The 25,983-nt window shown below is 68.4% G+C and carries 14 protein-coding genes; 12 read left to right on the forward strand and 2 right to left on the reverse strand.

Annotated features, from left to right (window positions below; genetic code table 11):
• The first annotated feature begins 9 nt into the window (after positions 1–9).
• Genes BMY12_RS05165 through BMY12_RS05215 form a run of 11 tightly spaced genes read left to right on the forward strand, consistent with a single transcriptional unit; the run spans position 10 to position 20,692 of the window.
• On the forward strand, positions 10–7,389 hold the full coding sequence (locus tag BMY12_RS05165) for a type I polyketide synthase (RefSeq protein ID WP_218140089.1): 7,380 nt from the start codon (positions 10–12) through the stop codon (positions 7,387–7,389).
• Positions 7,390–7,395: 6 nt separating this feature from the next.
• Positions 7,396–11,745, forward strand: coding sequence for a type I polyketide synthase (locus BMY12_RS05170; protein WP_093282954.1), 4,350 nt, complete (start codon positions 7,396–7,398; stop codon positions 11,743–11,745).
• 17 nt (positions 11,746–11,762) lie between these two features.
• A complete protein-coding gene (locus BMY12_RS05175) occupies positions 11,763–12,038 on the forward strand; it encodes an acyl carrier protein (protein ID WP_143068848.1) in 276 nt (91 codons plus the stop codon).
• A gap of 19 nt (positions 12,039–12,057) precedes the next feature.
• Positions 12,058–13,239, forward strand: a complete 1,182-nt coding sequence (locus tag BMY12_RS05180; RefSeq protein ID WP_093282959.1) for a glycosyltransferase — start codon at positions 12,058–12,060, stop codon at positions 13,237–13,239.
• A complete protein-coding gene (locus BMY12_RS05185) occupies positions 13,233–13,985 on the forward strand; it encodes an alpha/beta fold hydrolase (protein WP_093282962.1) in 753 nt (250 codons plus the stop codon). The genes BMY12_RS05180 and BMY12_RS05185 overlap by 7 nt, the downstream gene beginning before the upstream one ends.
• A gap of 15 nt (positions 13,986–14,000) precedes the next feature.
• Positions 14,001–15,218: a hypothetical protein gene (locus tag BMY12_RS05190; protein WP_093282965.1), complete on the forward strand. Its 1,218-nt coding sequence runs from the start codon at positions 14,001–14,003 to the stop codon at positions 15,216–15,218.
• Positions 15,215–16,435, forward strand: a complete 1,221-nt coding sequence (locus tag BMY12_RS05195) for an efflux RND transporter periplasmic adaptor subunit (RefSeq protein ID WP_177188850.1) — start codon at positions 15,215–15,217, stop codon at positions 16,433–16,435. The genes BMY12_RS05190 and BMY12_RS05195 overlap by 4 nt, the downstream gene beginning before the upstream one ends.
• Positions 16,436–16,439: 4 nt before the next feature.
• The gene (locus BMY12_RS05200) at positions 16,440–17,132 is read left to right on the forward strand and encodes an ABC transporter ATP-binding protein (protein ID WP_093282971.1); all 693 of its coding nucleotides are present in this window, start codon (positions 16,440–16,442) and stop codon (positions 17,130–17,132) included.
• A 5-nt stretch (positions 17,133–17,137) separates the two neighbouring features.
• The gene (locus BMY12_RS05205; RefSeq protein WP_093282973.1) at positions 17,138–18,304 is read left to right on the forward strand and encodes an ABC transporter permease; all 1,167 of its coding nucleotides are present in this window, start codon (positions 17,138–17,140) and stop codon (positions 18,302–18,304) included.
• Positions 18,301–19,473 (forward strand): ABC transporter permease, encoded by a 1,173-nt coding sequence (locus BMY12_RS05210; protein WP_093282976.1) that lies wholly within the window; start codon positions 18,301–18,303, stop codon positions 19,471–19,473. The genes BMY12_RS05205 and BMY12_RS05210 overlap by 4 nt, the downstream gene beginning before the upstream one ends.
• Positions 19,454–20,692, forward strand: a complete 1,239-nt coding sequence (locus tag BMY12_RS05215; protein WP_143068849.1) for a hypothetical protein — start codon at positions 19,454–19,456, stop codon at positions 20,690–20,692. The genes BMY12_RS05210 and BMY12_RS05215 overlap by 20 nt, the downstream gene beginning before the upstream one ends.
• 831 nt (positions 20,693–21,523) lie before the next feature.
• Here BMY12_RS05215 and BMY12_RS05220 read toward each other — a convergent pair.
• Positions 21,524–22,930: a TolC family outer membrane protein gene (locus tag BMY12_RS05220; RefSeq protein WP_093282983.1), complete on the reverse strand. Its 1,407-nt coding sequence runs from the start codon at positions 22,928–22,930 to the stop codon at positions 21,524–21,526.
• 209 nt (positions 22,931–23,139) lie between these two features.
• On the opposite strand from BMY12_RS05220, the gene BMY12_RS05225 reads away from it, so the two are divergent.
• Positions 23,140–24,786 carry an NAD+ synthase gene (locus BMY12_RS05225; protein WP_093282986.1) on the forward strand — a complete coding sequence of 549 codons (1,647 nt, stop codon included), beginning with the start codon at positions 23,140–23,142 and terminating at the stop codon, positions 24,784–24,786.
• Between the two features lie 313 nt (positions 24,787–25,099).
• On the opposite strand, the gene BMY12_RS05230 is transcribed toward BMY12_RS05225, so the two are convergent.
• Positions 25,100–25,951: an outer membrane protein assembly factor BamD gene (locus BMY12_RS05230; protein WP_093282989.1), complete on the reverse strand. Its 852-nt coding sequence runs from the start codon at positions 25,949–25,951 to the stop codon at positions 25,100–25,102.
• Positions 25,952–25,983: the final 32 nt, after the last annotated feature.

Here is a 25,983-nt window from a genome sequence, read left to right on the forward strand (position 1 = left end):
GGTGATCCCATGGGCATATCGAACTCCGAGCAAGTCTCCCCCACGCTCGCGGCGACGCGGCTGTTTGGCGGACTGGATCCCGGCCTGCTCGCGCTCACGCCTTTCGAGCATCCCGACCTGCCTTTGGCGCGTGCGCTGCGCCGGCATCGCCTGCCGGTGGTCATCGATCTGGGTCGCGTGCCGGAAGCGCAGAGCGCGCTGCTCGGCGCGCTGGCGCGCGAACGCGGCGCCGCCGCTTTCGGCCTGCGCATCCCCGAAGGCGTGTCGCTGGCCGCGCTCACGCCGCCGGCCGGTGTGGCGTTTCTGCTGATCGCCGAGGCGCCGGACACGCTGCCCGCCGCCTGGCGTGCGCTGCCGCTGATCGCCCAGGTCTGCTCGCTGGAAGAAGCCGAGCGCGCGGTGGCGCAGGGCGTCGCCGGTCTGGTCGGCAAGGGGCAGGAAAGCGGTGGACGCCAGGGCGCAGAGAGCAGCTTCGTGCTGCTGCAGCGTCTGCTGGAACGTTTCGGCAAGCAGCTGCCGGTGTGGTGCCAGGGCGGCATCGCGCTCAACAGCGCGGTGGCGGCCATGGCCGGTGGTGCCACCGGCGTGGTGCTGGACGCAGCGCTGGCGGCGCTGCCGGAAGCGACGCTGCCGGCGGAGATCAAGACCCAGCTGCTGAGCATGGACGGCAGCGAGGCACGGGTGATTGCCGGTCTGCAGGTTTATGCACGCGGCCAGCGCGAGGCCGCGCAGCTCGAAGCCCTGGACGCCGATCAGCTGCGCGCTGCGCAGGCGCGCGGTGAACTCTGGGCCATCGGCCAGGACGCCGCGCTGGCGCGTCTGGTGCTGGCCGAATGCGCCAATCTCGAAGCCCTGATCAACACCCTGCGCCTGCGCATTCCCGGCCAGCTGCGTCAGGCGCAGAGCCTGCGCGTGCTCGACGCCGGCAATGCCTGGGCGCGCTCGCATGGCACGCAGTGCGCGGTCGCGCAGGGGCCGATGACGCGTGTCACCGACACCGCCGAATTTGCCGAAGCGGTGGCGGTGGGCGGCGGTCTGCCCTTCCTGGCGCTGTCGCTGATGAAGGCCGATGCCTGCCGCAAGCTGATGGAAGACACGCGTGCGCGGGTCGGCGAACGGCCCTGGGGCGTGGGCGTGCTGGGCTTTGCGGCGCCGGAGATTCTCGATCCGCAGCTGGCCCTGGTGAAGGAACTCAAGCCCAGCGTGCTGCTGCTCGCCGGTGGCCGGCCCTCGCAGGCGCGGCCCTTCATCGAGGCCGGCATTCCCACTTATCTGCACGTGCCCTCGCCGGGCCTGCTCGATATCTTCTTGAAGGACGGCGCCACGCACTTCGTGTTCGAAGGCCGTGAATGCGGCGGTCACGTCGGTCCGCGCTACAGCTTCGTGCTCTGGGAGCAGGCGCTGGCGCAGCTGATGCAGCACAGCGCGCCGCAGCAGCTGCATGTGCTGTTTGCCGGCGGCATCCACGACGAGCGTTCGGCGGCGATGGTCGCGGCCCTGGCCGCGCCGCTGGCGGCGCGCGGCGCCAGGATCGGCGTACTGGCCGGCACCGCCTACATCACCACCGAAGAAGCGGTGCGCTGCGGCGCGGTGCTGGAAGGTTTCCAGCGCAAGGCGCTGGCCGGCGCGCATACCGACATCGTCGAAACCGCGCCGGGTCATGCGATCCGCTGCCTGCATTCCGGTTTCATGGATCTGTTCGCGCGCGAGAAAGCGCGGCTCAAGGACGCGGGAGTCGATCCGCGTGAAGCCGCCAAGCTGCTCGAAGCGCTCACCGTCGGCCGTCTGCGCATCGCCACCAAGGGCGTGGACTATGTCGATGGCCGCCTCGCGCCGGTGGCCGAGGCGGTTCAGGAGGCCGAAGGCATGTACATGATCGGCCAGATCATCGCGCTCAAGCGCGAGGTGATCGCGGTGGCCGAGCTGCACCGGCGGCTGTCGGCCGGTGCCAGCGCCTATCTGGATGCCCTGGATCTGCCCGCGCCGCCCGCGCCGCAAGCCGAGCCGATTGCGGTGGTGGGCATGGCCTGCCTGTATCCGGGCTCGCCGGATCTGGAAAGCTTCTGGGCCAATATTCTCGAAGGCCGCGATCTGGTGCGCGAGGTGCCGGCGGAACGCTGGAACCTGGCGCAGTACTACGGCGGCGCCGATGCGCCGGCCGACAAGAGCGTCAGCAAATGGGGCGGCTTCATCGATGACACGCCCTTTGATCCGCTGCAGTACGGCATTCCCCCGGCCTCGCTGGCGGCCATCGAACCGGTGCAGCTGCTGTCCCTGGAAATCACCCGGCAGGCGCTGAAAGACGCCGGCTACGAAGGCCGCTGGTTCGACCGCGAGAAGACCTCGGTGATCTTCGGTGCCGAGGCCGGCATGGACCTGGGCAACCAGTACAACTTCCGCAATCTCTACGGCCAGTACTGCGGCGAGCTGCCGCCGGCGCTGGCGCAGGCCCTGCCCAGTCTCACCGAGGATTCCTTCCCCGGCATGCTGGTCAATGTCATCGCCGGCCGCATCGCCAATCGGCTCGGCCTGGGCGGTGTGAACTACACCGTGACCTCGGCCTGCGCCAGCTCGCTCACCGCCATCGAACTCGCCGCCAAGGAACTGCGCGGCGGCAGCAGCGATATGGTGCTGGCCGGCGGTGCCGACTTCCACAACGGCATCAGCGATTTTCTGATGTTCTCCTCGGTGGGCGCGCTGTCCGCGCGCGGCCGCTGCCGCTCCTTCGATCACGAGGCCGACGGCATCTGCCTGGGCGAGGGCGTGGGCGTGGTGGTGCTCAAGCGTCTGGCCGATGCCGAGCGCGATGGTGATCGCATCTACGCGCTGCTCGACGGCATCGCCGGCTCCAGCGACGGCAAGGGCCTGGGCCTGACCGCGCCGCGCAAGGAAGGCCAGAAGCGCGCCCTGGAGCGCACTTACTGGCAGGCCGGCGCGCTGCCGGCCGAGATCGGTCTGGTGGAAGCGCACGGCACCGGCACGGTGGTGGGCGACCGCACCGAGCTCAAGACCCTGACCGAAGTGTTCAATGCCTACGGCGCGGTGCCGGGCCAGACCGGCCTGGGCTCGGTGAAGAGCCAGATCGGCCACACCAAGTGCGCGGCCGGTGTCGCCGGCTTCATCAAGGTGGCCAAGGCCCTGCATCACCGCGTGCTGCCGCCCACGCATCATGTGAGCAAGCCCAATCCCGGTTACGAGCGCGACAGCAGTCCCTTCCAGCTCAACCGCAAGCCGCTGCCCTGGAGCAGCGCGCAGACGCGCGGCGCGGTCAGCGCCTTCGGTTTCGGCGGCACCAATTTCCACGCCGTGCTCTCGGCCTATGAACCACAGCGCAGCGCGCTGGGCGCCGTGCAGCTGCCGGTGGAGTTGTTCGCGGTGCGCGGCGCCAGCCGTGGCGAAGCCCTGCAGCAGCTCAGTGTGCTGCGCGACTATCTGGCCAGCAGCGATGCCGCACTGGCGCTGCGCGATCTCGCCGCCACGCTCTGGCGCGGCGGCAGCGGCGCCGTGCAGCTGGCCTTCGTGGCGGCCAGCCGCGAGCAGCTGCAGCAGCGTCTCGCCGAGGCACTGCAGGACAAGCCGGCCAACGGCCCGGGCAGCGCCCTGCACTGGCGCGACGCCAAGGCGCCGGCCGGCAAGCTCGCCTTCCTGTATCCGGGCCAGGGCAGCCAGTACCCCGGCATGCTGCAGGACCTGTTCGTGTATTTCCCGGCGCTGCAGGCGGCCCTGGCCGGTGCACAGGAATACGCGCCGATCATCTGGCCGGCCACCGCCTACGACGAGGCCACGCGCGCCGCCCAGCAGCAGCGGCTCACCGACACCCGCAACACGCAGCCGGCCCTGGGCATCGTCGGTTATGCCGCCTATCAGTGGCTGACCGGCCTGGGCATCCGTCCCGACATGGCCGCCGGTCACAGCTACGGCGAGCTGGTGGCGCTGGCCACGGCCGGTGCGTTCGATGCCGCCACGCTCAGCGCGCTGTCGCGCGCCCGCGCCGAGGCGATTCTCGGTGCGCTGGGTGGTGGCGACAACGGCGCGATGGCCGCCGTGCGCCTGGACGCCGCCAGCCTGGGGCCGCTGCTCGCCGGCTTCCCCAATGTGGTGATGGCCAATCAGAACAGCCCGGTGCAGACCGTGATCTCCGGTCCCACCGCCGATGTCGAAGCCGCCTGCGCCTTCCTCGGTCAGCATGCCGTGGGCTACAAGCGCATCGACACCGACTGCGCCTTCCACTCGCCGCTCATGGCGGCGGCCGAGCAGCGCTATGCCGAAACCCTGCGCGCGCAGCCATTCGCGCCGCTGCAGTATCCGGTGTACTCCAACATCAGCGCCGCGCCGCATGCCGCCGATGACGCGCCGGCGCTGCGCGAGAGCCTGGCGCGGCACATCGTCAGCCCGGTGCGCTTCGTCGCCGAGATCGAACGCATGTACGCCGATGGCGCACGCGTGTTCGTGGAGCTGGGTCCGCGTCGCGTGCTCACCGGTCTGGTGGCGCGCATCCTCAAGGACCAGCCGCACAGCGCCCTGGCCCTGGACGGCGAGGAACGCGGTCTGGCCGGCAGCTTCGAGCTGTTGGCGCAGCTGGCCACGCTGCTGCCGGAATTCAATGCCGATGCCTTGTTCGAAGGCCGTGCCGCCACGCTGGATCTGAGCCAGCCGCGCAAGCTCGCCGCCACCACCTGGATGGTCAACGGCGGTCGCGCCTGGCCGCTCAAGGGCAAGCTGCCGGCCAATGCCGCGGCCGTGGTGCTGCAGCCGGTGATTGCGCCCGGCGCGCCGGCGACCGCGCCGACCCTGCTGCCGGCGCAGGCCGCGCAGGGCGATCAGGCCCTGGTGCATTACCTGTCCAATATGCGCGAGCTGGTGCATGCGCAGCGCGATGTGCTGCTCGGCTACTTCGGTGCGCCCGCGCCGCGTGCCACGGCGGTGACGCCCAGCTACGCGCCGCCTGCGGTCGCGGCTGCGGCCCTGCCGGCGCCGGTCGCCGCGCCGGCGGCCGCGCCCAGCGCCGCCTCGCATCGCGAGGTGCTGCTCAGGATCGTCAGCGAGCGCACCGGTTATCCGGTGGAAATGCTCGATCCGGATCTGGATCTGGAAGCCGATCTGTCCATCGATTCGATCAAGCGCATGGAAGTGATCGGCGAGCTGGCGCAGGCCCTGTCGCTGCGCAGCGCCATCGGGGCGCAGGCCGACGCCCTGCTCGAACAGCTCAGCGCCAAGAAGACGCTGCGCGCGATGCTCGCCTGGCTGGATGAGCGCGTGCCGGCCAGCGCAGTGCCGGCCAGCAAGGCGGCAGCGCCGGCGGCGCCCGGCGCGGTCGATCATCAGGCCGCGCTGCTGGAGATCGTCAGCCACAGCACCGGCTATCCCATCGAAGCCCTGGATCTGGACCTGGATCTGGAAGCCGATCTGTCCATCGATTCGATCAAGCGCGTGGAAGTGATCGGCGAGCTGGCGCAGCGGCTGTCGCTGCGCGGCCAGCTGGGCACGCAGGCCGATGTGCTGCTCGAACAGCTCAGCGCGCAGAAGACCTTGCGCGCGATGCTCGGCTGGCTGGCCGAGCGCCTGCCGGCGGCAGCGCCGGCCGCGCGCAGCGCCAGCCCCGCCGCCGCGGCCAGCACGCCGCCGCTGCGCGAGATCCTGCTGGAGATCATCAGTCAGAGCACCGGCTATCCGCCGGAAGCCCTGGATCTGGACCTGGACCTGGAAGCCGATCTCTCCATCGATTCGATCAAGCGTCTGGAAGTGGTCAATCAGCTCGCCACGCGTCTGAATCTGGACGGTGGCGGCAACAAGGATGCGCTGCTCGACAAGCTCGCCTCGCTCAAGACCCTGCGCGCGCTGCTCGAAGCGCTGGGGGCTGGCAGCGCGCCGGCGCCCGGCGTCGCCGCGCCGGTGGTGACGGTGAGCAGCGAGCCGGTGATTCCGCTGGAGCGCTATGTGCTGCGCCGTCAGCAGGTGCCGCCGGCGCAGCCCAGCGAGATCAGCCTCGCGGGCAAGAGCTTCCTGATCAGCGATGACCGGCTCGGCGTCGCGCCGCGCGTGGCGGCGCTGCTGGCGGCGCGCGGCGCGCGCGCCAGCATCGTCGACTTCCCCAGCGCCAGCGCGCTGCCGGCGGATCTGGATCAGGTCGATGGCCTGATTCATCTCTGGAGCCTGAATCCCGCCAGCCGCGTGCGCGAGGTCAAGCGCTTCTTCGCGGTGGTGCGCGAATCGCTGGTCAACAAGGCGCGGCATCTGCTGGTGGCCTCGGGCCTGGGCGGCGACTTCGGCGAGGGCGGGGCGGTGTCGTCCTACGAACGCGGCGCGGGTCTGGCAGGCCTGATCAAGTCCGTGGCCAAGGAATTCGGCGAGCTGCGCGCGCACTGGGTGGATGTCGATCCGCGCGAGCCGGCCGAGGTGCTGGCGCATTACATCGAACAGGAGCTGCTCTCGCGCGATGCGATTGCCGAAGTCGCCTATCAGGCCGGCCGGCGCTATGCGCGTGAAGCGGTGTCGGCGGAACTGCCCAGCGGTTCGCTCGACGGTCTGCCGCTGACGCCGGACAGCGTGGTGCTGCTCACCGGCGGCGCGCGCGGCATCACCGCGCTGGTGGCGGTGGAGCTGGCGCGGCGGTATCGCTGCCATGTCGAGCTGGTGGGTCGCTCGGCCTTGCCGGAAGGCGAGGAGGACGCGGCCACGCGCGGCATCGAGGACCCGCGCAAGCTGCGCCAGGCCCTGCTCGCCGCCGATCCGCGCCGCAAGCCGGCGGAGATCGAGAAGCTGGCGCGGCGCATCGTCGCCGACCGCGAGGTGCGCGCCACGCTCTCGCGCGTGAAGGCCGCCGGCAGCAGCCTGCATTACACGCAGCTGGACGTGCGCGAGGCGCGGCCGTTCGCGCAGTTCATCGACGAGGTCTACGCGCGTCGCGGCCGCATCGACGGCGTGATTCACGGCGCCGGCGTGGTCGAGGACAAGCTGGTGCGCGACAAGACCGTGGACAGCTTCGTGCGCGTGTTCGACACCAAGGTGCGCGGCGCCATGGTGCTGAGCCGGCGCATCCACGACGACGTGAAGTTCGTGGTGTTCTTCTCCAGCGTCGCCTCGGCCTTCGGCAATCGCGGTCAGGTGGACTACGCCTCGGCCAACGATGTGCTCGACAAGCTCGCGCATGCCTGGCAGCAGCGCATCAAGGGCCGTGTGCTGTCGGTGAACTGGGGCCCCTGGGCCGACACCGGCATGGTTTCCGAATCGCTGAAGAACGAATACCTGCGCAAGGGCATCGGCCTGATTCCGCAGCAGCAGGGCGTGCAGGCGCTGCTGCGCGAGCTGGCGCAGGCCAGCGGCGATTCGCAGGTGGTGTTCATGTGCGGCAAGCCGGCCAGCTTCGGCGCACTGCCCATCGCCGCGTAAACGTCCATGCGCATCGCCATCATCGGTCTGGCTTGTCTGTTCCCGGGCGCCGCGAATCTGCGGCGCTTCTGGCAGAACATCGTCGAAGGCGTGGACGCCATCGGCGAGGTGCCGGCCGAGCGCATCGATCCCAGCTATTTCGATCCCGCCTCCAGCGCCATCGACCGCTTCTACTGCAAGCGCGGCGGCTTCGTGGATCGCGATGCGCTGTTCGATCCCCTGGCCTTCGGCATCATGCCCAAGGCCACCGAGGCCGCCGAGCCCGATCAGCTGCTGATGCTGAAGATCGGCCAGCAGGCCCTGCAGGACGCCGGCTATGCCGAGCGGCCGTTTCCGCGCGGGCGCACCGGCGTGATCATCGGCCGCGGCAATTATGTGAGCGCCGGCGTGCTGCGCCTGGAGCAGCATGTGCGCCTGCTGCCGCAGCTGATGCAGACCCTGCGCGATCTGTTTCCGGAACTCGGCGAGCGCGAACTCGACAGCGTGCGCGAGCGTCTTCAACAACAGCTGTCCTATTACGGCCCCGATGTCGCGGCCGGGCTGATTCCCAATCTGCTCGCCTCGCGCCTGGCCAACCGTCTGGATCTGCACGGCCCGGCCTACACCCTGGACGCCGCCTGCGCCAGCTCGCTGATCGCGGTGGAGCAGGGCTGCGCGGCGCTGATGCGCCGCGAAACCGATCTGATGCTGGTCGGCGGCGCGCATCTGTCGCATGACCTGACGTTCTGGGCCACCTTCTGCCAGCTCGGTGCGCTGTCGCGACGCGGCCGCATCGCGCCGCTGTCCGCCGATGCCGATGGCATTCTCGCCGGCGAAGGCGTGGGCATGGCGGTGCTCAAGCGTCTGGACGATGCGCTGGCCGACGGGGATCGCGTCTACGCGGTGATCGACGGCGCGGCCTCGTCCAGCGACGGTCGCGGCGCGAGTCTGGTGGCGCCTTCGGCCGAGGGTCAGCGCATCGCCCTGGAGAAAGCCTGGTCGCGGCTGCCCTTCCGTCGCAACGAGATCGGCCTGCTGGAAGCGCATGGCACCGGCACGCCCACCGGTGATGGCGTGGAGCTCAAGACCGTGGCCGAGTTCTTCGGCCCGCATGAGGGCGAGGGCGAAAGGCCGGTGATCGGTTCGGTGAAGTCCATGATCGGTCATGCGATGCCGGCCTCCGGCATGGCCAGCCTGATCAAGGCCGCGCTGTCCATCTACCACGGCCGGCTGCCGCCGACCCTGCATTGCGAAAACCCGCATCCGCAGCTGGCGCAGACGCGCTTTCGCGTGATCGGCAGGACGGAAGACTGGGCGCAGCCGCGCGAGCAGCGCATCGCAGCGGTGAATGCGTTCGGCTTCGGCGGCATCAATGCGCATCTGGTCTTGCGCGGCCTGCCGGAGAAGCGGCGCGCCGCGCCGGCGCTGCCGCCGGTGCTGATGCTCAGCGCCGACACGCCCGAGCAGCTGCTCGCGCGCTTCGATCGCGGCGAGCGCGATCTGCGCGCCGGCAGCGCGCCCTGCCGCCTGCTGGTGATCGAGCCCAATGAGAAAAAACTGGCGATGGCGCGCAAGGCCATCGTCGCCGGCAAGCCCTGGCCGGGCCGGCAGCAGATCTGGTTCACGCCGCGCGGCCTGCTGCGCGAGGGCGGCAAGCTGGCCTTCGTGTTTCCCGGTGTGGACTCCAGCTTCGCGCCGCGCGGTGATGGCCTGGCCGAATACTTCGGCCGTCCGCTGCCCGCGCATTGCGAAACCCTGGACCCTGCGCAGTCGCTGATGAAGGTGGTGCTGGGCCTGCTCGGCTTCAACCGCTATCTGTTCGACTGCCTGCGTGAGCTGGGCATCCAGCCGCAGGCGTTTGCCGGCCACAGCATCGGCGAATGGAGCGCGATGCTGTGCAGCGGCATGATGGATCAGGCGCTGTCCGACCGCACCAATGCGGGCCTGGATCTCGACGCCATGCATTTCCCCGATGTGCGCTTCCTGGCTGCGGCCTGCGATCTGCCGCGCCTGCAGGCGGCCATCGACGGCCTGCCGCAGATCGCCGTCTCGCACGACAACTGCCCGCATCAGGTGATCGCCTGCGGCGTGCAGGCTTCGGTGGAGATTGCTGCGGCGCGTCTGCGCGAGCAGGCGGTGATGACGCAGACCCTGCCCATCGTCTCGGGTTTCCATTCGCCGCTGTTTGCCGGGCACATGGACTGGTATCGCGAGTTCTTCGGCCGCGCCGAGCTGCTGGAGCCGGCGGTGCCGGTGTGGTCGGCGACCATCGCCGCGCCGTTCCCGGCCGAGCAGGACGCCAAGCGCGCACTGGCGCTGGCGCATCTGCTGGAGCCGGTGCGGTTCCGCGAGCTGGTCGAAAATCTCTACGCCGATGGCGTGCGCGTGTTCGTGCAGCTGGGCACCGGCTCGCTGCCGGGCTTCATCGACGACAGCCTGAGCGGCCGCCCGCATCTGGCCATCGGCGCCAATCATGAATCGCGCTCGGGCCTGGCGCAGCTGCAGCAGCTGTGCGCGGCGCTGTGGGTGGAAGGCGCGCAGCTGGATCTGCGCCTGCTCGAAAGCGGCGCCGGCGAAGCGCTTGAAGAAACCGAGCTGCCGCTCACGCCCAGCACGCGGCGTCTGCAGCTGGGCGTCGGTCTGCTGCGCGTGAATGAACCGCTGAAGCTGCCGGCGTCTGTGCCTGCCGCCGCCAGCGCGCCGACGCCGGCCGCCAATGATCCGCTCGGGCAGCTGGTGCAGCAGACCCTGGCCGACATCGAAGCCGCGGGCCGCGAGGTGCTGGCCGCCTGGCAGGCGCATCGCAGCGGGCGTGCGCCGCAGAACACGCCCGTGCGCGCTGCGACACCGCGACGCCTGAGCCAGCGCGTGCAGCGCCTGCTGGATCTGGATCGCAGCATTCCCTATGTGCGCGATCACGAGCTGTATCCGCAGCGTGAACACTGGCCCATCGTCGCCGACCGCCATCCGGTGGTGCCGATGACCATGGAAGCGATGCTGGTGCGCGAGGCCGTGGAGGAAGCGCTGCCGGGGCTCAAGGTGACCGAGCTCAGTCACATCCAGGCCTACAACTGGCTGGCGGTGGCGCAGCCGCTGACGGTGCAGATCAGCCTGGAATCGCTCAGCGAGGATTGCGTCGAAACCGAGATCCTCGGCTACTTCAAGGCGCGCGTGCATGTCGCCGCCGACTATCCGCCTGCGCAGCTGCCGGCGGCGCCGGCGCTCACGCAGCCGCGCGCCACGGCGGTGGCGGCGGAGAATCTCTACCGCGAGCGCTGGATGTTTCACGGTCCGGCGTATCAGGGCGTGCAGGCTTTCGAGGCCATCGGCGACAACGGCATCGATGGTGTGCTGCGCGTGCCGGAAGGCAAGGGCGCGCTGCTCGACAACATGGGCCAGCTCGCCGGCTACTGGGTGATGGAACAGCCCAGCGACTGTCTGGCCATGCCCATCGGCGTGGACCGCATCCGTTTCTTCGCCGAAGACCCGGCGCCGGGCGAGACCCTGCGCGCGCAGGTGCGCATCGCCCAGCTCGACGCGCTCAACTGCGTCAGCGATCACCGTCTGTACGACGCACAGGGCCGCCTGCGCATCGCCATCGACGGCTGGCGCACGCGCCGCTACCAGATGGACAAGGCCTTCTGGGTGGCCAGCCGCCTGCTCAATGAACTGGAAGCCGGCCAGCGCGTGCCGCCGGACGTGATGCTGTTCGAGGATCGCTACGACACTGCGATCCTGCGCGACTACATCAGCCGCCGTTATCTCACCGCCGCCGAGCGCGAGGTCTACGACGCGCTCTCGCCCAAGCGCCGCCGGCAGTGGCTGGCCGGGCGTGTCGCCGCCAAGGACGCGGTGCGTGCCTATCTGCGCGAGCAGCGCGGGCAGGCCGGCGTGTTCCCGCAGGAGATGCGCATCGAGAACGATGCCAATGGCGCACCGCGCATCGTGCCGAACGTGACGGACAGCGTGCCGGACGACCTGCAGCTGTCGCTGACGCATAAAGATGGCCTGGCGGCGGCGATTGTCGGCGTGCAGGCCGTGGGCATCGACCTGGAACGCGTGGAAGCCCGCGACGAGCACTTCCTGGACTTCGTGTTTTCCGCGCCCGAGCGCGCGCTGCTGGAGAACGGCGAGGACCCGGCGCTGGCGCAGACGCGCGGCTGGGTGGCCAAGGAAGTGGCGGCCAAGCTCGCCGGCACCGGCCTGGGCGGGCGTTTGCGCGATTTCGTGATCGAGGCGCGCGACGGCAGCTGTCTCTGCGTCAACGGCCACTGGGTGGTGACGCATCCGCTGCGCGAGTACGTGATCGGCTGGAGCCTGGGCCCGCGCATCGGCGGCCAGCCTGCGCTGCTGTCCGTCGCCGGCACCAGACATTGATTGGGAGATTGAAGAGCGTGAACGCGCAGCACGAGGTATTGAACACGGTGATTGCCACCATCCGCAGCACGATCAACGAAGACTGGATCCAGCACTTCGACATCGATGCGGACACCCGTTTCAACGACGATCTGGAACTGGAGAGCATCGAGTTCGTGAAGATCGCCGAAGCCCTGCAACGCCATTATGGCGAGATCGACATCATCGGCTGGTTGTCCGGCAAGGACATCCACGAGCTGATCGGTCTGAGTGTCGGCCAGCTGGCCGAGCACATCATCACCGCCGGGCGCTGAGGAACGCAGGGACATCAAGATGGCGCGAGTGCTGATCACGGTGCCGCCGCTGACCGGACATCTGAATCCGGCGCTGGCGCTTGCCCGCCAGCTGGCCGCCGAAGGCCATGAGCTGGCCTGGGCGGTGCATGCGCAGCGCATCGGCGACAAGCTGCCGGCCGGCGCGCGCGTGTATGCGCTGGACGACGAGATCCAGAGCGAGGATCTGGGCAGTGCCTCGCCCAAGGTGCGGGGCATCGAGAGCGTGCGGGTGTTCTTCGAGGACTACACCATGCCCATGGCGCGCCAGGTGCTGGCGCCGCTGGAAGCGGCGGCGCGCGACTTTGCGCCGGACGTGATGCTGGTGGATCACCAGATGCCGGCCGGCGCGCTGGTGGCGCGCAAGCTCGATCTGCCCTGGGCCACGCAGGTCACCACCAGTGCTTCGATCCTGAAGATGTCACCGGTGCTCGATGCCTGGGTGGCCGAGCAGTACCGCAGCCTGCAGCAGGACTATCTGCCGGCGGAAAAGCGCGTCGAGCGTCCGGATTTTTCACCGCAGTGCGTGATCGTGTGGTCCATCGAGGCGCTGCTGGGCAATGCCCATGCGCGCGTGCCGGCGCCGTATCTGTTCGTGGGCCCGCCGCAGACGCAGAACCGGCGCGGCATCGAATTCCCCTGGAGCTGGCTGGACGCCTCGCGGCGCTGCCTGCTGGTTTCCCTGGGCACGGTGAGCCGCGACCGCGACACGCGTTTCTTCGAGGTGATGCTGCAGGCCCTGGCGCAGCTGCCGCAGCTGCAGGCGGTGATGGTGGCGCCGGCCAGTCTCGCCGCGCAGGCACCGGACAATGTGCTGGTGCGCGATTACGTGCCGCAGGTGGAGCTGCTGTCGCGGGTCAGCGGCGTGATCTGTCATGCCGGACACAACACCGTCTGCGAGGCCCTGAGCCAGAACCTGCCGCTGATCGTGGCACCGATCCGCGATGATCAGCCGGTGATTGCGCGGCAGGTGATCGACGCCGGCGCGGCGCTGTTCATGCGTCACGGCAAGGTCACGCCCGAGACCGCGCTGAAAACCATCCAGACCCTGCTGGATTCACCGCAGCTGGCCGAGCGCGCGGGCGCGCTGGGCGCGCAGCTGCGCCAGGCCCCGGGCGAGGCCGGCGCGGCGGCGGCGCTGCTGGCCCTGGCCTGTGCCGAGACGGAGCAACTGCCATGCTGATGACTTCGGTGCCTGGCGCGCAGCTGGCGACCATGACCCTGGGCCACACCCGCAATCCACCGCTGGTGATGCTGCACGGTCTGGTGCTGGGCAATATGGCCAGCTGGTTCTCCAGCATCGCCTCGCCGCTGGCCGATGAACATTACGTGGTGCTCTACGATCAGCGCGGACACGGCAGCAGCACGCCGGCGGCGCGCGGCTACGATCTCGACAGTCAGGCGGACGATCTGCAGGCGGTGATCGAGGGCCTGCAGCTGCCGCGCGTGCCGGATCTGGTCGGACACAGCATGGGCGCGCTGATTGCACTGCGTTACGCGCTGCGCCATCCGGCGCGCGTGCGCCGTCTGGTGCTGGTGGATGCGCCGATGCCGGCCAGCCAGCACGTCGCGCCCAGCCTGGGCAATGCCTCGCCCGAGGCGCTCAAGGCCTATCTCGACAGTCAGCTGCTGGGCCTGAGCGGCCGGCGTCGCGAACGCCAGCGCCAGCGCCTGGAAGCGCTGCTCGGTTCCAGCCTGGTGCAGGACGTGCAGCAGATGGGGCCGGAAGACGATGCGCAGCTGGCGCAGCTGAAGATTCCGGTGCTGCTGGTCTACGGCCGCCACTCGCCCTGCCTGTCGGCCGGCGAGCATCTGCGCGCGGTGCTGCCCAATGTGCAGAGCGTGCTGCTCGACTGCGGGCACTACATCACGGAGGAAGCGCCGCAGGCCCTGCTCGCGGCGCTGCGTGAATTTCTCGATGAATCGTAAGTCTGGGGAGGTTGCATGACTGCTGGCCGCTATAGCCGCCGCGTCTCGGCACTGGAGCGCTACTCGCTGGTGCTCAATGCCGTGTACCGCTATCACGTCGATGGCGTGCTGGAAGGCCAGGGCGAGGTTTCACCGCAGAAGCTGCAGGAGGCGGTGAACCGCGCCGCCGCCGCCAACACCGGCATCCGCGTGCGCTTTCGCGGCTTTCTGGCGTTCTCGCGCTGGGTGGACAGCGGCATCGCGCCACAGGTGCGCGTGATGCCCTTGTCCGACTGGGACGGCGCCAGCGAGCAGGGCGCGCCGTTTCTGGAAGAAAAGCTCGCGCCACGGCGCGGCATGCCGATCGCCGATGTGCTGCTGGTGCCTTGCCGTGACGGCGCCACGCGCATCGTGTTCCGCACCCTGCACGCGGCCATCGACGGACGCGGCTGCCTGCACTGGATCGGCGAAGTCTGTCGCGCCCTGCGCGGCGAGCCGCTGCTGGGCTCGGACTCGCGGCTCACCGATCTGGACGTGCAGGAGCAGTACAAGGCGCAGATTCCCACGGAGCCGGAAACCCCGCCGCCGGCCTGCATTCCGGTGCTGCAGCCTTCGCCGCAGGAACATCTGCCGCTGCGCTTCGTCTGGCGGCGCGTGATCATCGACCGCAATGTCTCCAATCTGCTGACCAAGGCCGCGGCCTTTCTCGCGCAGTGGGCGCGGCGCCAGCAGACCGGGCCGGTGGGCTTCACCATTCCCGTGGACTATCGCGGCTTTCGCGTGCAGGAGATGGGCGTGGGCAATCTCACCGGCTACGTGCGCCTGAGCGTGGACGAGCAGGCCACGCCGCGTTCGCTGGTGCAGCAGCTCAACCAGCGCCTCAAGGCCTTTGCCGACTGCCGGCAGTTCCCCGGCGTGCGCGTGCTGTTCTGGCTGCCGGTGTGGTTCATGACCCGCCAGCTGCGCCCGAAGATCGACGCCATCCTGCATACCGTGACGCCGGCGTTGCCCAGCGGCGGCGTGGTCTCGATGGGCAACGTCAAGGCCGAGCAGTTCCACTTCCCCGGCTTCACCGCCACGCGCCTGTTCGGCATTCCCGGTGCGGTGGGCAAGCTCAATCTGGTGTTCATCAATTACCCGGATCACATCGCGGCCTGCTTCGCGGCACCGGCTGCCTACAATCACGACGGCCAGCTCGATGAGCTGGTTGCCGCATTCCGCCAGCATTTTTCGCAATCAGGAAGCACGCCTTGAAAGACCTTGACCTCGGCAAGCTGCGCGTCGAGCGCAACAGCAGCGCGCCGAAGCCGGCCGCGCCGCGCCCGCGTCTGCCGCTGTCGCGCCGCAATGTGCTGATCGGCCTCGGCGTGCTGTTGCTGCTGGTGCTGCTGCTCAAGCCCTCGGCGGCGCCGGTGCAGACCACGCAGGTGGTCAGCGCCTGGCCTTCGCAGCAGTACGCCAGGCTCAACGCCACCGGCTTCGTGGTAGCGCGCAACCGCGCCGCCATCACCGCCAAGACCGCCGGCCGTCTCGAATGGCTGGGCGTCAACGAGGGGGATGCGGTGAAGAGCGGCCAGCTGCTGGCGCGCCTGGAAAGCCGCGATCTGGCGGCCAGCTACGAGGCCGCCAAGGCCAATGCGCAGGGTGCGGCGGCGGCGGTGCTCAGCGCCGCTTCCGAGCAGGACGATGCGCAGCGCAATGTCGATCGCGTGGAGATTCTGTTCAAGAAGAAACTGGTGGCGCTGCTCAATCTGCAGGATGCGCGCTCGCGTCTGGCACGCGCCTCGGCCGGCGTGGCCAGCGCCAAGGCCGCGCAGTCGGCGGCGCGCGCCAACGAGGAAGTGGCGCGCACCACGCTGGAATACGCGCAGATCCGCGCGCCCTTCGACGGTGTGGTGATTGCGCGCGGCGCCAATGTCGGCGACATCGTCTCGCCCGGCATGGTCAGCGCCGACGGCAAGGGCGCGCTGCTGGTGGTGGCCGACATGAGCACCCTGGAAGTGGCGGCGGATGTTTCGGAGTCCTCGCTGGCGGAAGTGCGCATCGGCCAGCCCTGCGAGATTGCACTCGACGCCTTTCCCGAGCGGCGCTTTCGCGGCGAGGTGGCGGTGATCGTGCCGGCCATCAACCGCGCCAGCGCCACCGTCACCACGCGGGTGCGCATCCTCGATGCCGATCCGGCGATTCTGCCGGACATGAGTGCGCGCGTGAGCTTCCTGTCGCAGGCGGTGCCGGTGCTCGACAAGCCGGTGCTGGCCGTCAACCCGCAGGCCATCGTCGAGCATGATGGCCAGTCGCTGGTGTACCGCATCGGCGACGACGGCCGCGCCCACGCGGTGCCGGTGAAGCCCGGCGCGGAGCTGGGCAGCGTGCGTGAAGTCAGCGGTGAACTCAGCGCCGGCACGCTGCTGGTGCTCAATGCCGCGCAGGTCAGCGATGGCAAGCGTCTGAAGCTGGCCGAGGCCAAGTGAGCCGATGACCGCGCTGATTCAGATCCGCGAGCTGAGCAAGACCTATCGGCGCGGCAACCAGCCGGTGCCGGTGCTGCTGGGCATCGATCTGGAAATCGCCGAAGGTGACTATGTGTCGCTGATGGGGCCTTCCGGTTCCGGCAAGAGCACCCTGCTGAATCTGATCGCCGGCATCGACAAGCCCAGCAGCGGCACCCTGCTGATCGGTGGCATCGACATCGCGGCCCTGGGCGAGAACGAACTCGCCGCCTGGCGCGCCGCCAATGTCGGCTTCGTGTTCCAGTTCTACAACCTGATGCCGGTGCTCAACGCCTTCGAGAACGTGGAGCTGCCGCTGCTGCTCACCAATCTGTCCAAGGCCGAGCGCCGCGAGCACGTCGAGGTGGCGCTGGCGATGGTGGGTCTGGCTGATCGCATGGACCATCATCCCAATGAACTCTCCGGCGGTCAGCAGCAGCGCGTGGCCATCGCCCGCGCGCTGATCACCGATCCCACCCTGATCGTCGCCGACGAACCCACCGGCGATCTGGATCGCACCTCCGCCGACGATGTGCTCAATCTGCTCGACCGGCTCAACGGCGAGCTGGGCAAGACCATCGTCATGGTCACCCACGATCCCAAGTGCGCGGCGCGCGCGCGCCGCCGCGTGCATCTGGAAAAGGGCGTGCTGCTGGCCGACGCCGACGCGGAGCACTAAAAGCCATGCTCGCGGGCTATGTGCTGCGTCTGGCCGGCAAGAACATGCTGCGGCATCGCCTGCGCACCGGCCTGACCCTGGCCGGCATCGCCATCGCCATCGTCAGCTTCGGTCTGCTGCGCACGGTGGTGGATTCCTGGTACGCCGGCGCCGAGCTGGGCGCGGCCGGGCGTCTGGTGACGCGCAATGCCGCCTCGCTGAGCTTCTCGCTGCCGGTGACGTATGCCGAGCGCATCCGCCGCGCGCCGGGCGTGCGCGCGGTGACCTGGGCCAGCTGGTTCGGCGGCATCTACATCGACGAGAAGCATTTCTTCTCGCAGCTCGCGGTTGATGCCAGCAGCTATCTGAACCTGTATCCGGAATATCTGCTCAGCCCTGAGCAGAGCGCCGCCTTCCAGCACGACCGGCGCGGCGCGGTGGTGGGGCGCAAGCTGGCCGCCAAGTACGGTTTCAAGATCGGCGACACGGTGCCTTTGCAGGGCACGCTGTTTCCCGGCAACTGGAGCTTCGTGGTGCGCGGCATCTATCGCGGCGCCGACGACAAGACCGACGAGAACCAGTTCCTGGTGCACTGGGATTACGTCAACGAAACCATCAAGAACACGCTGCCCGCGCAGGCCGAGCGGGTGGGCGCCTTCATCGTCGACATCCGCGAACCCACGCAGGCGGCGGCGGTGTCCGCCGCCATCGACAGCAGCTTCCGCAACTCGCTGGCGGAGACGCGCACCGAAACCCAGAAGGCATTCCAGCTGGGCTTCATCGCCCTGGTCGATACCATCCTGCTGGCGATCCAGACCGTGGCCTATGTGGTGGTGCTGATCATCATGGCGGTGATGGCCAACACCATGGCGATGGCGGCGCGCGAGCGCACCCGCGAATACGCCACGCTCAAGGCCCTGGGCTTTCGCGACGGCTTCGTCGCGATGCTGATTCTGGGCGAATCCTTGAGCCTGTCCCTGGCCGGCGGCGCACTGGGCATCCTGCTCACCTATCCGGCGGCGAACGCCTTTCATTCGGCGACGCGCGATCTGTTCCTGATCTTCCAGGTGCAGCCGCTGACGGTCTTGCTGCAGCTGGCGGCCGCGCTGCTGATCGGTGTGTCGGCGGCGCTGGCGCCGATGCTGAGCAGCCGGCGCGTGCAGATCGTCGATGGCCTGCGGGCGGTGACATGAACACCGGCCTGTCGTTTTCCTATGTGCTGCGCAATCTGATGGCGCGCAAGCTCACCACCATTCTCACGGCTTCAGGCATGGCGCTGGTGGTGTTCGTGTTCGCCACGGTGCTGATGATGGCCGAGGGCCTGCGTGAAACGCTGGGCGGCACCGGCTCGTACAACAATGTGGTGATCATCCGCGCCGGCTCGCAGACCGAGGTGCAGAGCACCCTGAGTTTCGATCAGGCCAATCTGGTGGCGACGCTGCCGGGCCTGGCCAATGACGGCGACGGCCAGCTGCGCCTGACCCGCGAGGTGATGGTGCTGGTCAACATGCCGCGCAAGGATGGCAAGGGTCTGGCCAATGTCATCGTGCGCGGCACCACGCCGGTGGGCATGCGGATGCGCCCGCAGGCCAAGGTGATTGCCGGCCGTGCGTTCCGGCCCGGCTCCTCGGAAATCATGGTCGGCGCGGCGCTGACCCGCGGCAAGCTGGGCATGGCGCTGGGCGACAGCCTGTCCTTCGGCATGCGGCAGTGGACGGTGGTGGGCGTGTTCGACGCCGGACACAGCGGCTTTGATTCGGAAGTGTGGGGCGACAGCGGGCAGATGCTGCAGGCCTTCCGCCGCAATGCCTATTCCTCGCTGGTGGCGGGCCTGCGCGATGCCGAGAGCTACGCCGACTTCGCGGCGGCGGTGGCGCGGCAGCCGCAGCTGAAGGTGGACATCAAGCGCGAGCTGAATTTCTACGCCGACCAGTCGGAGAATCTCGCCAACTTCATCGGCGTGCTGGGCAAGACCATCACCGTGGTGTTTTCCCTGGGCGCGATCATTGGCGCGATGATCACCATGTACGCCAGCGTCGCCAACCGCACGCGCGAGATTGGCACGCTGCGTGCGCTGGGTTTTCGTCGCGGCAACATCGTCATGGCCTTTCTGCAGGAAGCGATGCTGCTGGGCGGCGTGGCCGGGTTGGCCGGACTGTTCGCCGCGTCCTTCATGCAGCTGGTGGAGATATCCACCACCAATGTGCAGACCTTTTCCGAAGTGGTGTTCCGTCTGCGGCTGACGCTGGGCATCGCAGCGGAAGTCCTGATGTTTTCGGTCCTGATGGGCGTGCTGGGCGGTGTGCTGCCGGCCATCCGGGCTTCGCGATTGGAGATCGTTGATGCGCTTCGCTCTGTCTAGCTCCGCCAGGGACCGTTTCCGGCTTTCGGCGCAGCCGATCCAGCATTTCCGCCGTCGCCTGTCGATGCCGGAGTACTACCACGCCTCCGTCGGCTGCAGCGGCCGCACGCTGGAGAAGCCGCGCGAGAACAGCATCATCGTGCACGGTCTGGGGCTGTTGCCGGAGGCCGAGTGGCGTCGCGCGCTGCACGCCGCCGCCGCCGCCAATCCGGGTGCGCGGCTGCGGCTGGTCGGTGACAGCTTCTGGGCGCGTTGGGTGGACGATGCGCCGCTGCCGCAGGTACGCGTCGAGACCGGCTGGGACGGGCGCTCCAACAAGGGCGCGGAGGTCTTGTACCGCACGCAGATGTCGCTGCGCGAGGGCCGCAGCGTGGAGCTGGTGGTGCTGCCGCAGCCGGATGGTCATACCACGCTGGTGCTGCGCACCCATCACGCGGTGATGGACGGCCTGGGCACCATGCATTTCTACAACGAGATCTTCCGCGCCCTGCGTGGCGAGCCGCTGCTGGGCAGCAACGCCAGTTTCAGCGACGTGGAGCTGATGCGTTCCTGCAAGGTGAAGGAGAGCACATCCAAGCATCTGCCCACCGAGGCCATCACCGGCGAGGTGCGCGGCGAGCGCATCGGTGATCGCTGGCAGGTGGTATCGCTGGGCAAGCCGGTGAAGAACCAGCTGGCGGTGCTGGCGGCGGTGCTGGCCGATTATGTGCATCAGCACAGCGACAAGCCGGCGCTGATCGGCGTGCCGGTGGATCTGCGCCGCCACGCGCCGGGTCTACGCACCACGGCCAATTTCGCGACCATGCTGCTGGTGCCGATGCATCGCGGCGATGCGGCCGAGCATTTCCGGCAGCGTCTGCGCGAGATGCTGGACAAGCGCATGGAGGCTTACTTCCCGCGCATCATCAGCATCTTCAAGCTGCTGCCGCTGAAGCTGGTCGATCGTCTCATGGGCCGCACGCCCGGCAACTTTGCCAAGCGCAAGATTCTGGAGAGCATCGTCATTTCCAACATCGGCAAGTTCGATCCGGTGCCGCTGTCGGCGCCGGGTTTTGTTGCCGAGGCGGTGTGGGCGGTGCCGATCGCGGGCAGTGCGATGGTGGGCTTGTCCTGTGTGGGCGAGGAGGTGCAGATGAGCATCACCGTCACCGAGGAGCGCGCCGGCGACGGCCGCTTCGAAGATCTGATCGCCTACGTGCGCCAGCGCTTCGCAAGCTGAGCCCTGCTCGCACGGCTTGGGCAGCGACGTGACTGCGCAGCCCTGCCATCATCGTCTTGCTTGCGAGCATCGTAGGGCAGCTCAGGCGCGTGAGCGCCGTAACCCGCCGGGGCTTTGCTGGTTGTTGCTGCGTGTGTCTCTCGATCTATTGCCTTCTTCCACCGCCCTTCGGCGGTGGAGTCACTTCTCTTTGCTTGTGCAAAGAGAAGTAACCAAGAGAAAGCACACCCCGGCTCTGGCGCCCGCTGCGCGGGTGCCTTCGCTGTGCAACGTGCTCGGGGCCGTTGCAGACACGCCATCCATGGCGTGGCTGCAACTGAGCTGCCCATCCTGGGCAGCTCTCCCCTGCGCTCGCCGCACAGCTCAGCGCCAGAGACGGGGACCCCAAGGTCAAAAGCAACAGCAGCTTCGAGCTATGCGCGTCGCCGCGCTGTGCTTTGCTGTTGCCTTTAACCCCTTTGCCTCGCACCGAGCAGCGCAGCGAGCGCAGTGGGAGAATCGAACAGGATGTTCGATTCAGTTGCATACAGGCCATGGATGGCCTGTATGCGACGGCCCCGAGCACGCGAGCAGCGCAGGCTTCCGCCGCCGCGACAGCGGCGACGGATGCGAGGCGTAGGGCGTGCTTTCTCTTGGGTACTTCTCTTTGCACGAGCAAAGAGAAGTACCTCGGGCGCCGGAGGCGCACGAAACCAAGGCCCAATCGAGCACCCACGCGGCAAGCCACAGCAAAGCCCGGCGGGTTACGGCGCCGACGCGCCTAACCCGCCCGACATGATTGCGACATGATTGCAGCAGCCGGATGGCTTGGCCGAGGAAGCGCGCAGCGCTTCAGTATCCTTCCAGCAGTCCGTCGATGCGCGCCAGATCATCCACGCGCAGCGCGCCGGCGGCGCTCTTCAGGCGCAGTGCGGCGAGCAGATAGTCGTAGCGTGACTGTTCGTACTTGCGCTCCGCCTCGTAGCGCTGCTGACGCGCGTTGAGCACGTCCAGCGCCGAGCGCGTGCCGATGGACAGGCCGGTGTCGGCGGCGTCCAGCGCGCTGCTGCTGGAGGCCAGGGCCTGCTTGTAGGCGCGCATGCGGGAAGCGCCGATGGCCAGTGCCGAGTAGGCCTTGCGGATGCTGCTCTCGGCTTCGCGCAGCGCGCCCTCGTATTCGGCCTGACGCTGATCGCGCAGCGCACGGTTCTGCCGGACCTCGGCATTGATGCCGCCGCCGGCCAGCAGCGGCAGCTTGAAGTTCAGACCATAAGACGTGCCGCGCAGCTGATACGGGAAAGAACCGGACTCCGTGTTGCTGTCGTTGTACTGCACCTGCGCCTGCACCGTCGGCAGCCGGTGCGCCTGCGCCGCATCCAGACCGCGCGCGGCGATGCGGTAGTTGAGCAGGGCGGCGACCACGTCGGGATTCTCCAGACGGGCATGGCCGATCCACTGCGCGACCTCGCCGACCGCAGGCGAGGGCAGCATGATCTCGTCACGCAGCGGCGCCAGCGTCGACGCGGCGGGCGGCGCGGGCGGCTCGTTCAGCGGCACCACGCGCACCCGCGCCTCCTGCTTGGCCGCCGGCGTGTCGCGGGTCAGCTTGTCGAGATTGGCCTGCGCATCGCTGCGGCTCTGCTGCGCCTCCAGCTCGCTGACCACCGAAAGGTCGTAGCGCGCCTGCACTTCCTGCACGTCGATCAGGCTGGAGATGCCCACCTGCAGATGCTGGTTGGCCAGATCCAGCTGCTTCGCCAGCGCGGTCTTTTCGGCCTGCGCCGAACGCAGCAGGTCCTCGGCGCGCAGCATGCCGAAATAAGCCTCGGCCACGCGCAGCAGCAGGTTCTGCTCCGCGCTGCGGTAATTCAGATCGGCCAGCACGGTCTGCTCGTCGGCCTGCTTGAGGCGGTACCAGGCCTCCAGGTCGAACACCGGCTGGGTGAGGGTGACGGCCAGCAGCTTGTCGGTGCCGTCGATCTTGCGGCCGATGGGCGTGGCGGTGCCGGCGGTATCCACCACCACCGTGGCGTCGGCCTTGTTGCGCGTGTAGCTGTAACTGGCCGCGGCCTGCGGCAACAGCTGTGCACGCGCCTTGGGCTCGTTCTGCAGGGCCGCTTCGCGCGCCTCGTGCGCGGCGCGCAGCGTGGTGTCGTTGCGCAGGGCCGCGTCATAGGTGCGGAGAAGATCGTTGGCGGCGGCAGCACTGCTGGCAACGAGGGCCAGCATCACGCAGCAGCTGCGGAAAGGTGAGCGCATGTGGTGTCGAAGTCGGGCTCGGAGGGAGACGGATACCGCGCTGTCAGGCAGAGCGGTGCAGCGATGATAATTCGGGTGTCGGGGATGAACTGTCAGGGCTCGGACAGACGGATGTCAGCAACTGGCTTGATGGCAATATTTGTGCCGCTGACGGGGGGCCTTTAAGATTCCGGCCTTCATGTCAAAGCCATAATCCGCAGCAGCCGCGCATGCCGACGAGTCGATTCACCCTGGCCCTGGCCCAGCTCAATCTCTGGGTCGGCGATGTCGAAGGCAACGTGCAGAAGATCATCGATGCCGCTGCGCGCGCGCGCGATGAGCTTGGTGCCGATCTGCTGGCCACCCCCGAGCTGTCGCTGATCGGTTATCCGCCGGATGACCTGCTGCTGCGCTCGGCGATGCCGGGCGTGATCGAGGAGGGCGTGCAGCGCCTGTGCCGCGAGGTGCGCGGCATCAGCCTGATCGTCGGTCTGCCCGAATACGTGCAGGAGGCCGGCGAGGCGGTGATCTACAACGCCGCCTATGTGATCCGCGACGGGGCGATCATCGCGCGCACCCGCAAGCAGCTGCTGCCCAATTACGGCGTGTTCGACGAGCGCCGCCACTTCCGCGCCGGTCGCGGCGGCACCCTGGTGTTCGCGCATCGCGGCGTGAACATCGGCCTGTGCATCTGCGAGGACATCTGGGGCGCCAATCCCGCCGCCGCCGCCAAGGCCGCCGGCGCCGAGCTGCTGATCAACATCAACGCCTCGCCCTTCGATCTGGACAAGCACGAGGATCGCGCCCGCGTGTTCGCCGCGCGCATCGCCGAAACCGGTCTGCCGCTGGCCTATGTCAACTGCGTGGGCGGGCAGGACGATGTGCTGTTCGACGGCGATTCCACCGCGCGCAATGGCGATGGCAGCCTGGCGCTGAGTGCGCCGCTGTTCAGCGAAGGCGTGTATGCGCTGAGCTTTGCCGGCGGGCGCTGGTCGCAGGGCGTGCAGCGTGCGCCGCAGAGCATCGAGGCCACGGTCTATCAGGGTCTGGTGCAGTCGGTGCGCGACTACGTGAACCGCAACGGCTTTCCCGGCGTGCTGATCGGCATGTCCGGCGGCATCGACTCGGCGCTGATCGCCACCATCGCCTGCGATGCCCTGGGCGCGGCGCGCGTCTGGGGCGTGTCGCTGCCCTCGCGCTACACCGCCGACATGTCCAATGACGATGCGCGCCTGGAAGCCGAGGCCCTGGGCATCCGCTATTCCCTGCTGCCCATCGAGCCGGCTTTCGAGGCCTTCAATGCCACGCTGGCCGAGAGCTTCGCCGGCCGCAAGGTCGATCTCACCGAGGAGAATCTGCAGTCGCGCTGTCGCGGCGTGCTGCTGATGGCGCTGTCCAACAAGTTCGGCTCGGTGGTGCTCACCACCGGCAACAAGTCGGAAATGGCGGTGGGTTACGCCACGCTCTACGGCGATATGTGCGGCGGCTTCGCGCCGATCAAGGACGTCTACAAGACCCTGGTCTATCGGCTTGCGGTGTACCGCAACAGCATCGCGCCGCCGGGACAGCCGGTGATTCCCGAGCGCGTGATCACGCGTCCGCCCAGCGCCGAGCTGCGTCCGGATCAGAAGGATTCCGATTCACTGCCGCCCTACGAGGTGCTGGACCCGATTCTCGAGGCCTATGTCGAGGACCAGCTGTCGATTGCCGAGATCGTCGCGCGCGGCTTCGACGAGGCCACGGTCAAGCGCGTGGCCGGTCTGGTGCGCCGCTCCGAGTACAAGCGCCGGCAGGCGCCGCCGGGACCGAAAATCACGCGGCGGGCTTTCGGGCGCGAGCGTCGGTATCCGATCACCGCTGTCTACGGCGACATCTGAGCCGCCGTCCCTGGCGCGACGGCAGCGCTCGGATTGACGCCCTGCCGCGCCATCCTTGGCGCGGCGTTCGGCAGCGGGAATGTCCTTCGGACATTCGAGCGCCGCTGCCTCAGCCAATTACCGCTGTCTATGGCGACATCTGAGCCGCAGTCCCTGGCGCGACGGCAGCGCTCGGATTGACGCCCTGCCGCGCCATCCTTGGCGCGGCGTTCGGCAGCGGGAATGTCCTTCGGACATTCGAGCGCCGCTGCCTCACCCACAATAAAAAAGCCCGCGAGGATCGCGGGCTTTTTCGTGCTCGGGCGGGGCTGTCTTACGGCGTCGCCAGCACTGCCGGCGCGGCGGCGAGCTGGGGGGCGGCCGGGGCTTCGGCCTTCTGGTCCTTGTTGTTCTTTTCCGCCAGCTCGTAGGCCTGGCGCAGGCGGCGGGCGTCGTCGGCCTGATCCTTCAGGCCCAGCTCCTGATAGGCGCGTTCCAGCTGCGCCAGCGACTCGATGATCACCGGCGCCCCCGGATACTGGGCGACGATCTGCTCGGCGCGCTTGGCGGCGGCGATCCAGGCGCCGCGACGGATGTAGTAGTCGACGATGGTCTCTTCGTGACGGGCGATCTGGTTGCGCAGCGCAATCATGCGCTGGCGCGCGTCGCCCACGTAGACGCTCTTCGGATACTTCTGCACCAGGGTGGAGAAGTCGTCGAAGGAGCGGCGCAGATTGGTCACGTCGCGCTTGTCGGTGGAGAAGCCCAGGCTCGCTTCCAGGCCGCGGTCGCGGTCGAAGTTGATCAGGCCCTTGAGATACTGCACGTAGTCGGCGCGCGGATGGCGCGGGTAGTCGCGCAGGAAGTGCTCGGCGTCGGTCAGGGCCTCGTCCGGCTGGTAGGCCCGGTACTCGGCGTAAACCTTCTCCATCTGGCCCTGGATCGCGTAGTCCGTGAACGGAAACTTGGTGGCCAGGGTCTCGTAGCGCTTGGCGGCGGTGCCGAAGTCCGAGGAGTCGAGCGCTTCGCGGGCCGACTTGTACAATGCCGCCGCCTGCAGCTTCTGTTCGCGCAGGCCCAGCTCATCCGGTTTGAACGGATTGCCGGGTGGCAGCTTGTCCGGGTTCGATTTGCACGCGCTGAGGCCGATGAGCAGCACGGCCGCAGCCATAATCCTGTAGTTCATGAAAGAGATGACGATGACCTGCGTAAGGCGGC

It is taken from the genome of Solimonas aquatica, assembly GCF_900111015.1.
Classification (GTDB): domain Bacteria; phylum Pseudomonadota; class Gammaproteobacteria; order Nevskiales; family Nevskiaceae; genus Solimonas; species Solimonas aquatica.

What these genes read in the sequence shown, in the direction of transcription:
- BMY12_RS05165 (WP_218140089.1), top strand. Translation starts at nt 10, where the DNA reads ATGGGCATATCGAACTCCGAGCAAGTCTCCCCCACGCTCGCGGCGACG.
- BMY12_RS05170 (WP_093282954.1), top strand. Translation starts at nt 7,396, where the DNA reads ATGCGCATCGCCATCATCGGTCTGGCTTGTCTGTTCCCGGGCGCCGCG.
- BMY12_RS05180 (WP_093282959.1), top strand. Translation starts at nt 12,058, where the DNA reads ATGGCGCGAGTGCTGATCACGGTGCCGCCGCTGACCGGACATCTGAAT.
- BMY12_RS05185 (WP_093282962.1), top strand. Translation starts at nt 13,233, where the DNA reads ATGCTGATGACTTCGGTGCCTGGCGCGCAGCTGGCGACCATGACCCTG.
- BMY12_RS05190 (WP_093282965.1), top strand. Translation starts at nt 14,001, where the DNA reads ATGACTGCTGGCCGCTATAGCCGCCGCGTCTCGGCACTGGAGCGCTAC.
- BMY12_RS05200 (WP_093282971.1), top strand. Translation starts at nt 16,440, where the DNA reads ATGACCGCGCTGATTCAGATCCGCGAGCTGAGCAAGACCTATCGGCGC.
- BMY12_RS05205 (WP_093282973.1), top strand. Translation starts at nt 17,138, where the DNA reads ATGCTCGCGGGCTATGTGCTGCGTCTGGCCGGCAAGAACATGCTGCGG.
- BMY12_RS05210 (WP_093282976.1), top strand. Translation starts at nt 18,301, where the DNA reads ATGAACACCGGCCTGTCGTTTTCCTATGTGCTGCGCAATCTGATGGCG.
- BMY12_RS05215 (WP_143068849.1), top strand. Translation starts at nt 19,454, where the DNA reads ATGCGCTTCGCTCTGTCTAGCTCCGCCAGGGACCGTTTCCGGCTTTCG.
- BMY12_RS05220 (WP_093282983.1), bottom strand. Translation starts at nt 22,930, where the DNA reads ATGCGCTCACCTTTCCGCAGCTGCTGCGTGATGCTGGCCCTCGTTGCC.
- BMY12_RS05225 (WP_093282986.1), top strand. Translation starts at nt 23,140, where the DNA reads ATGCCGACGAGTCGATTCACCCTGGCCCTGGCCCAGCTCAATCTCTGG.
- BMY12_RS05230 (WP_093282989.1), bottom strand. Translation starts at nt 25,951, where the DNA reads ATGAACTACAGGATTATGGCTGCGGCCGTGCTGCTCATCGGCCTCAGC.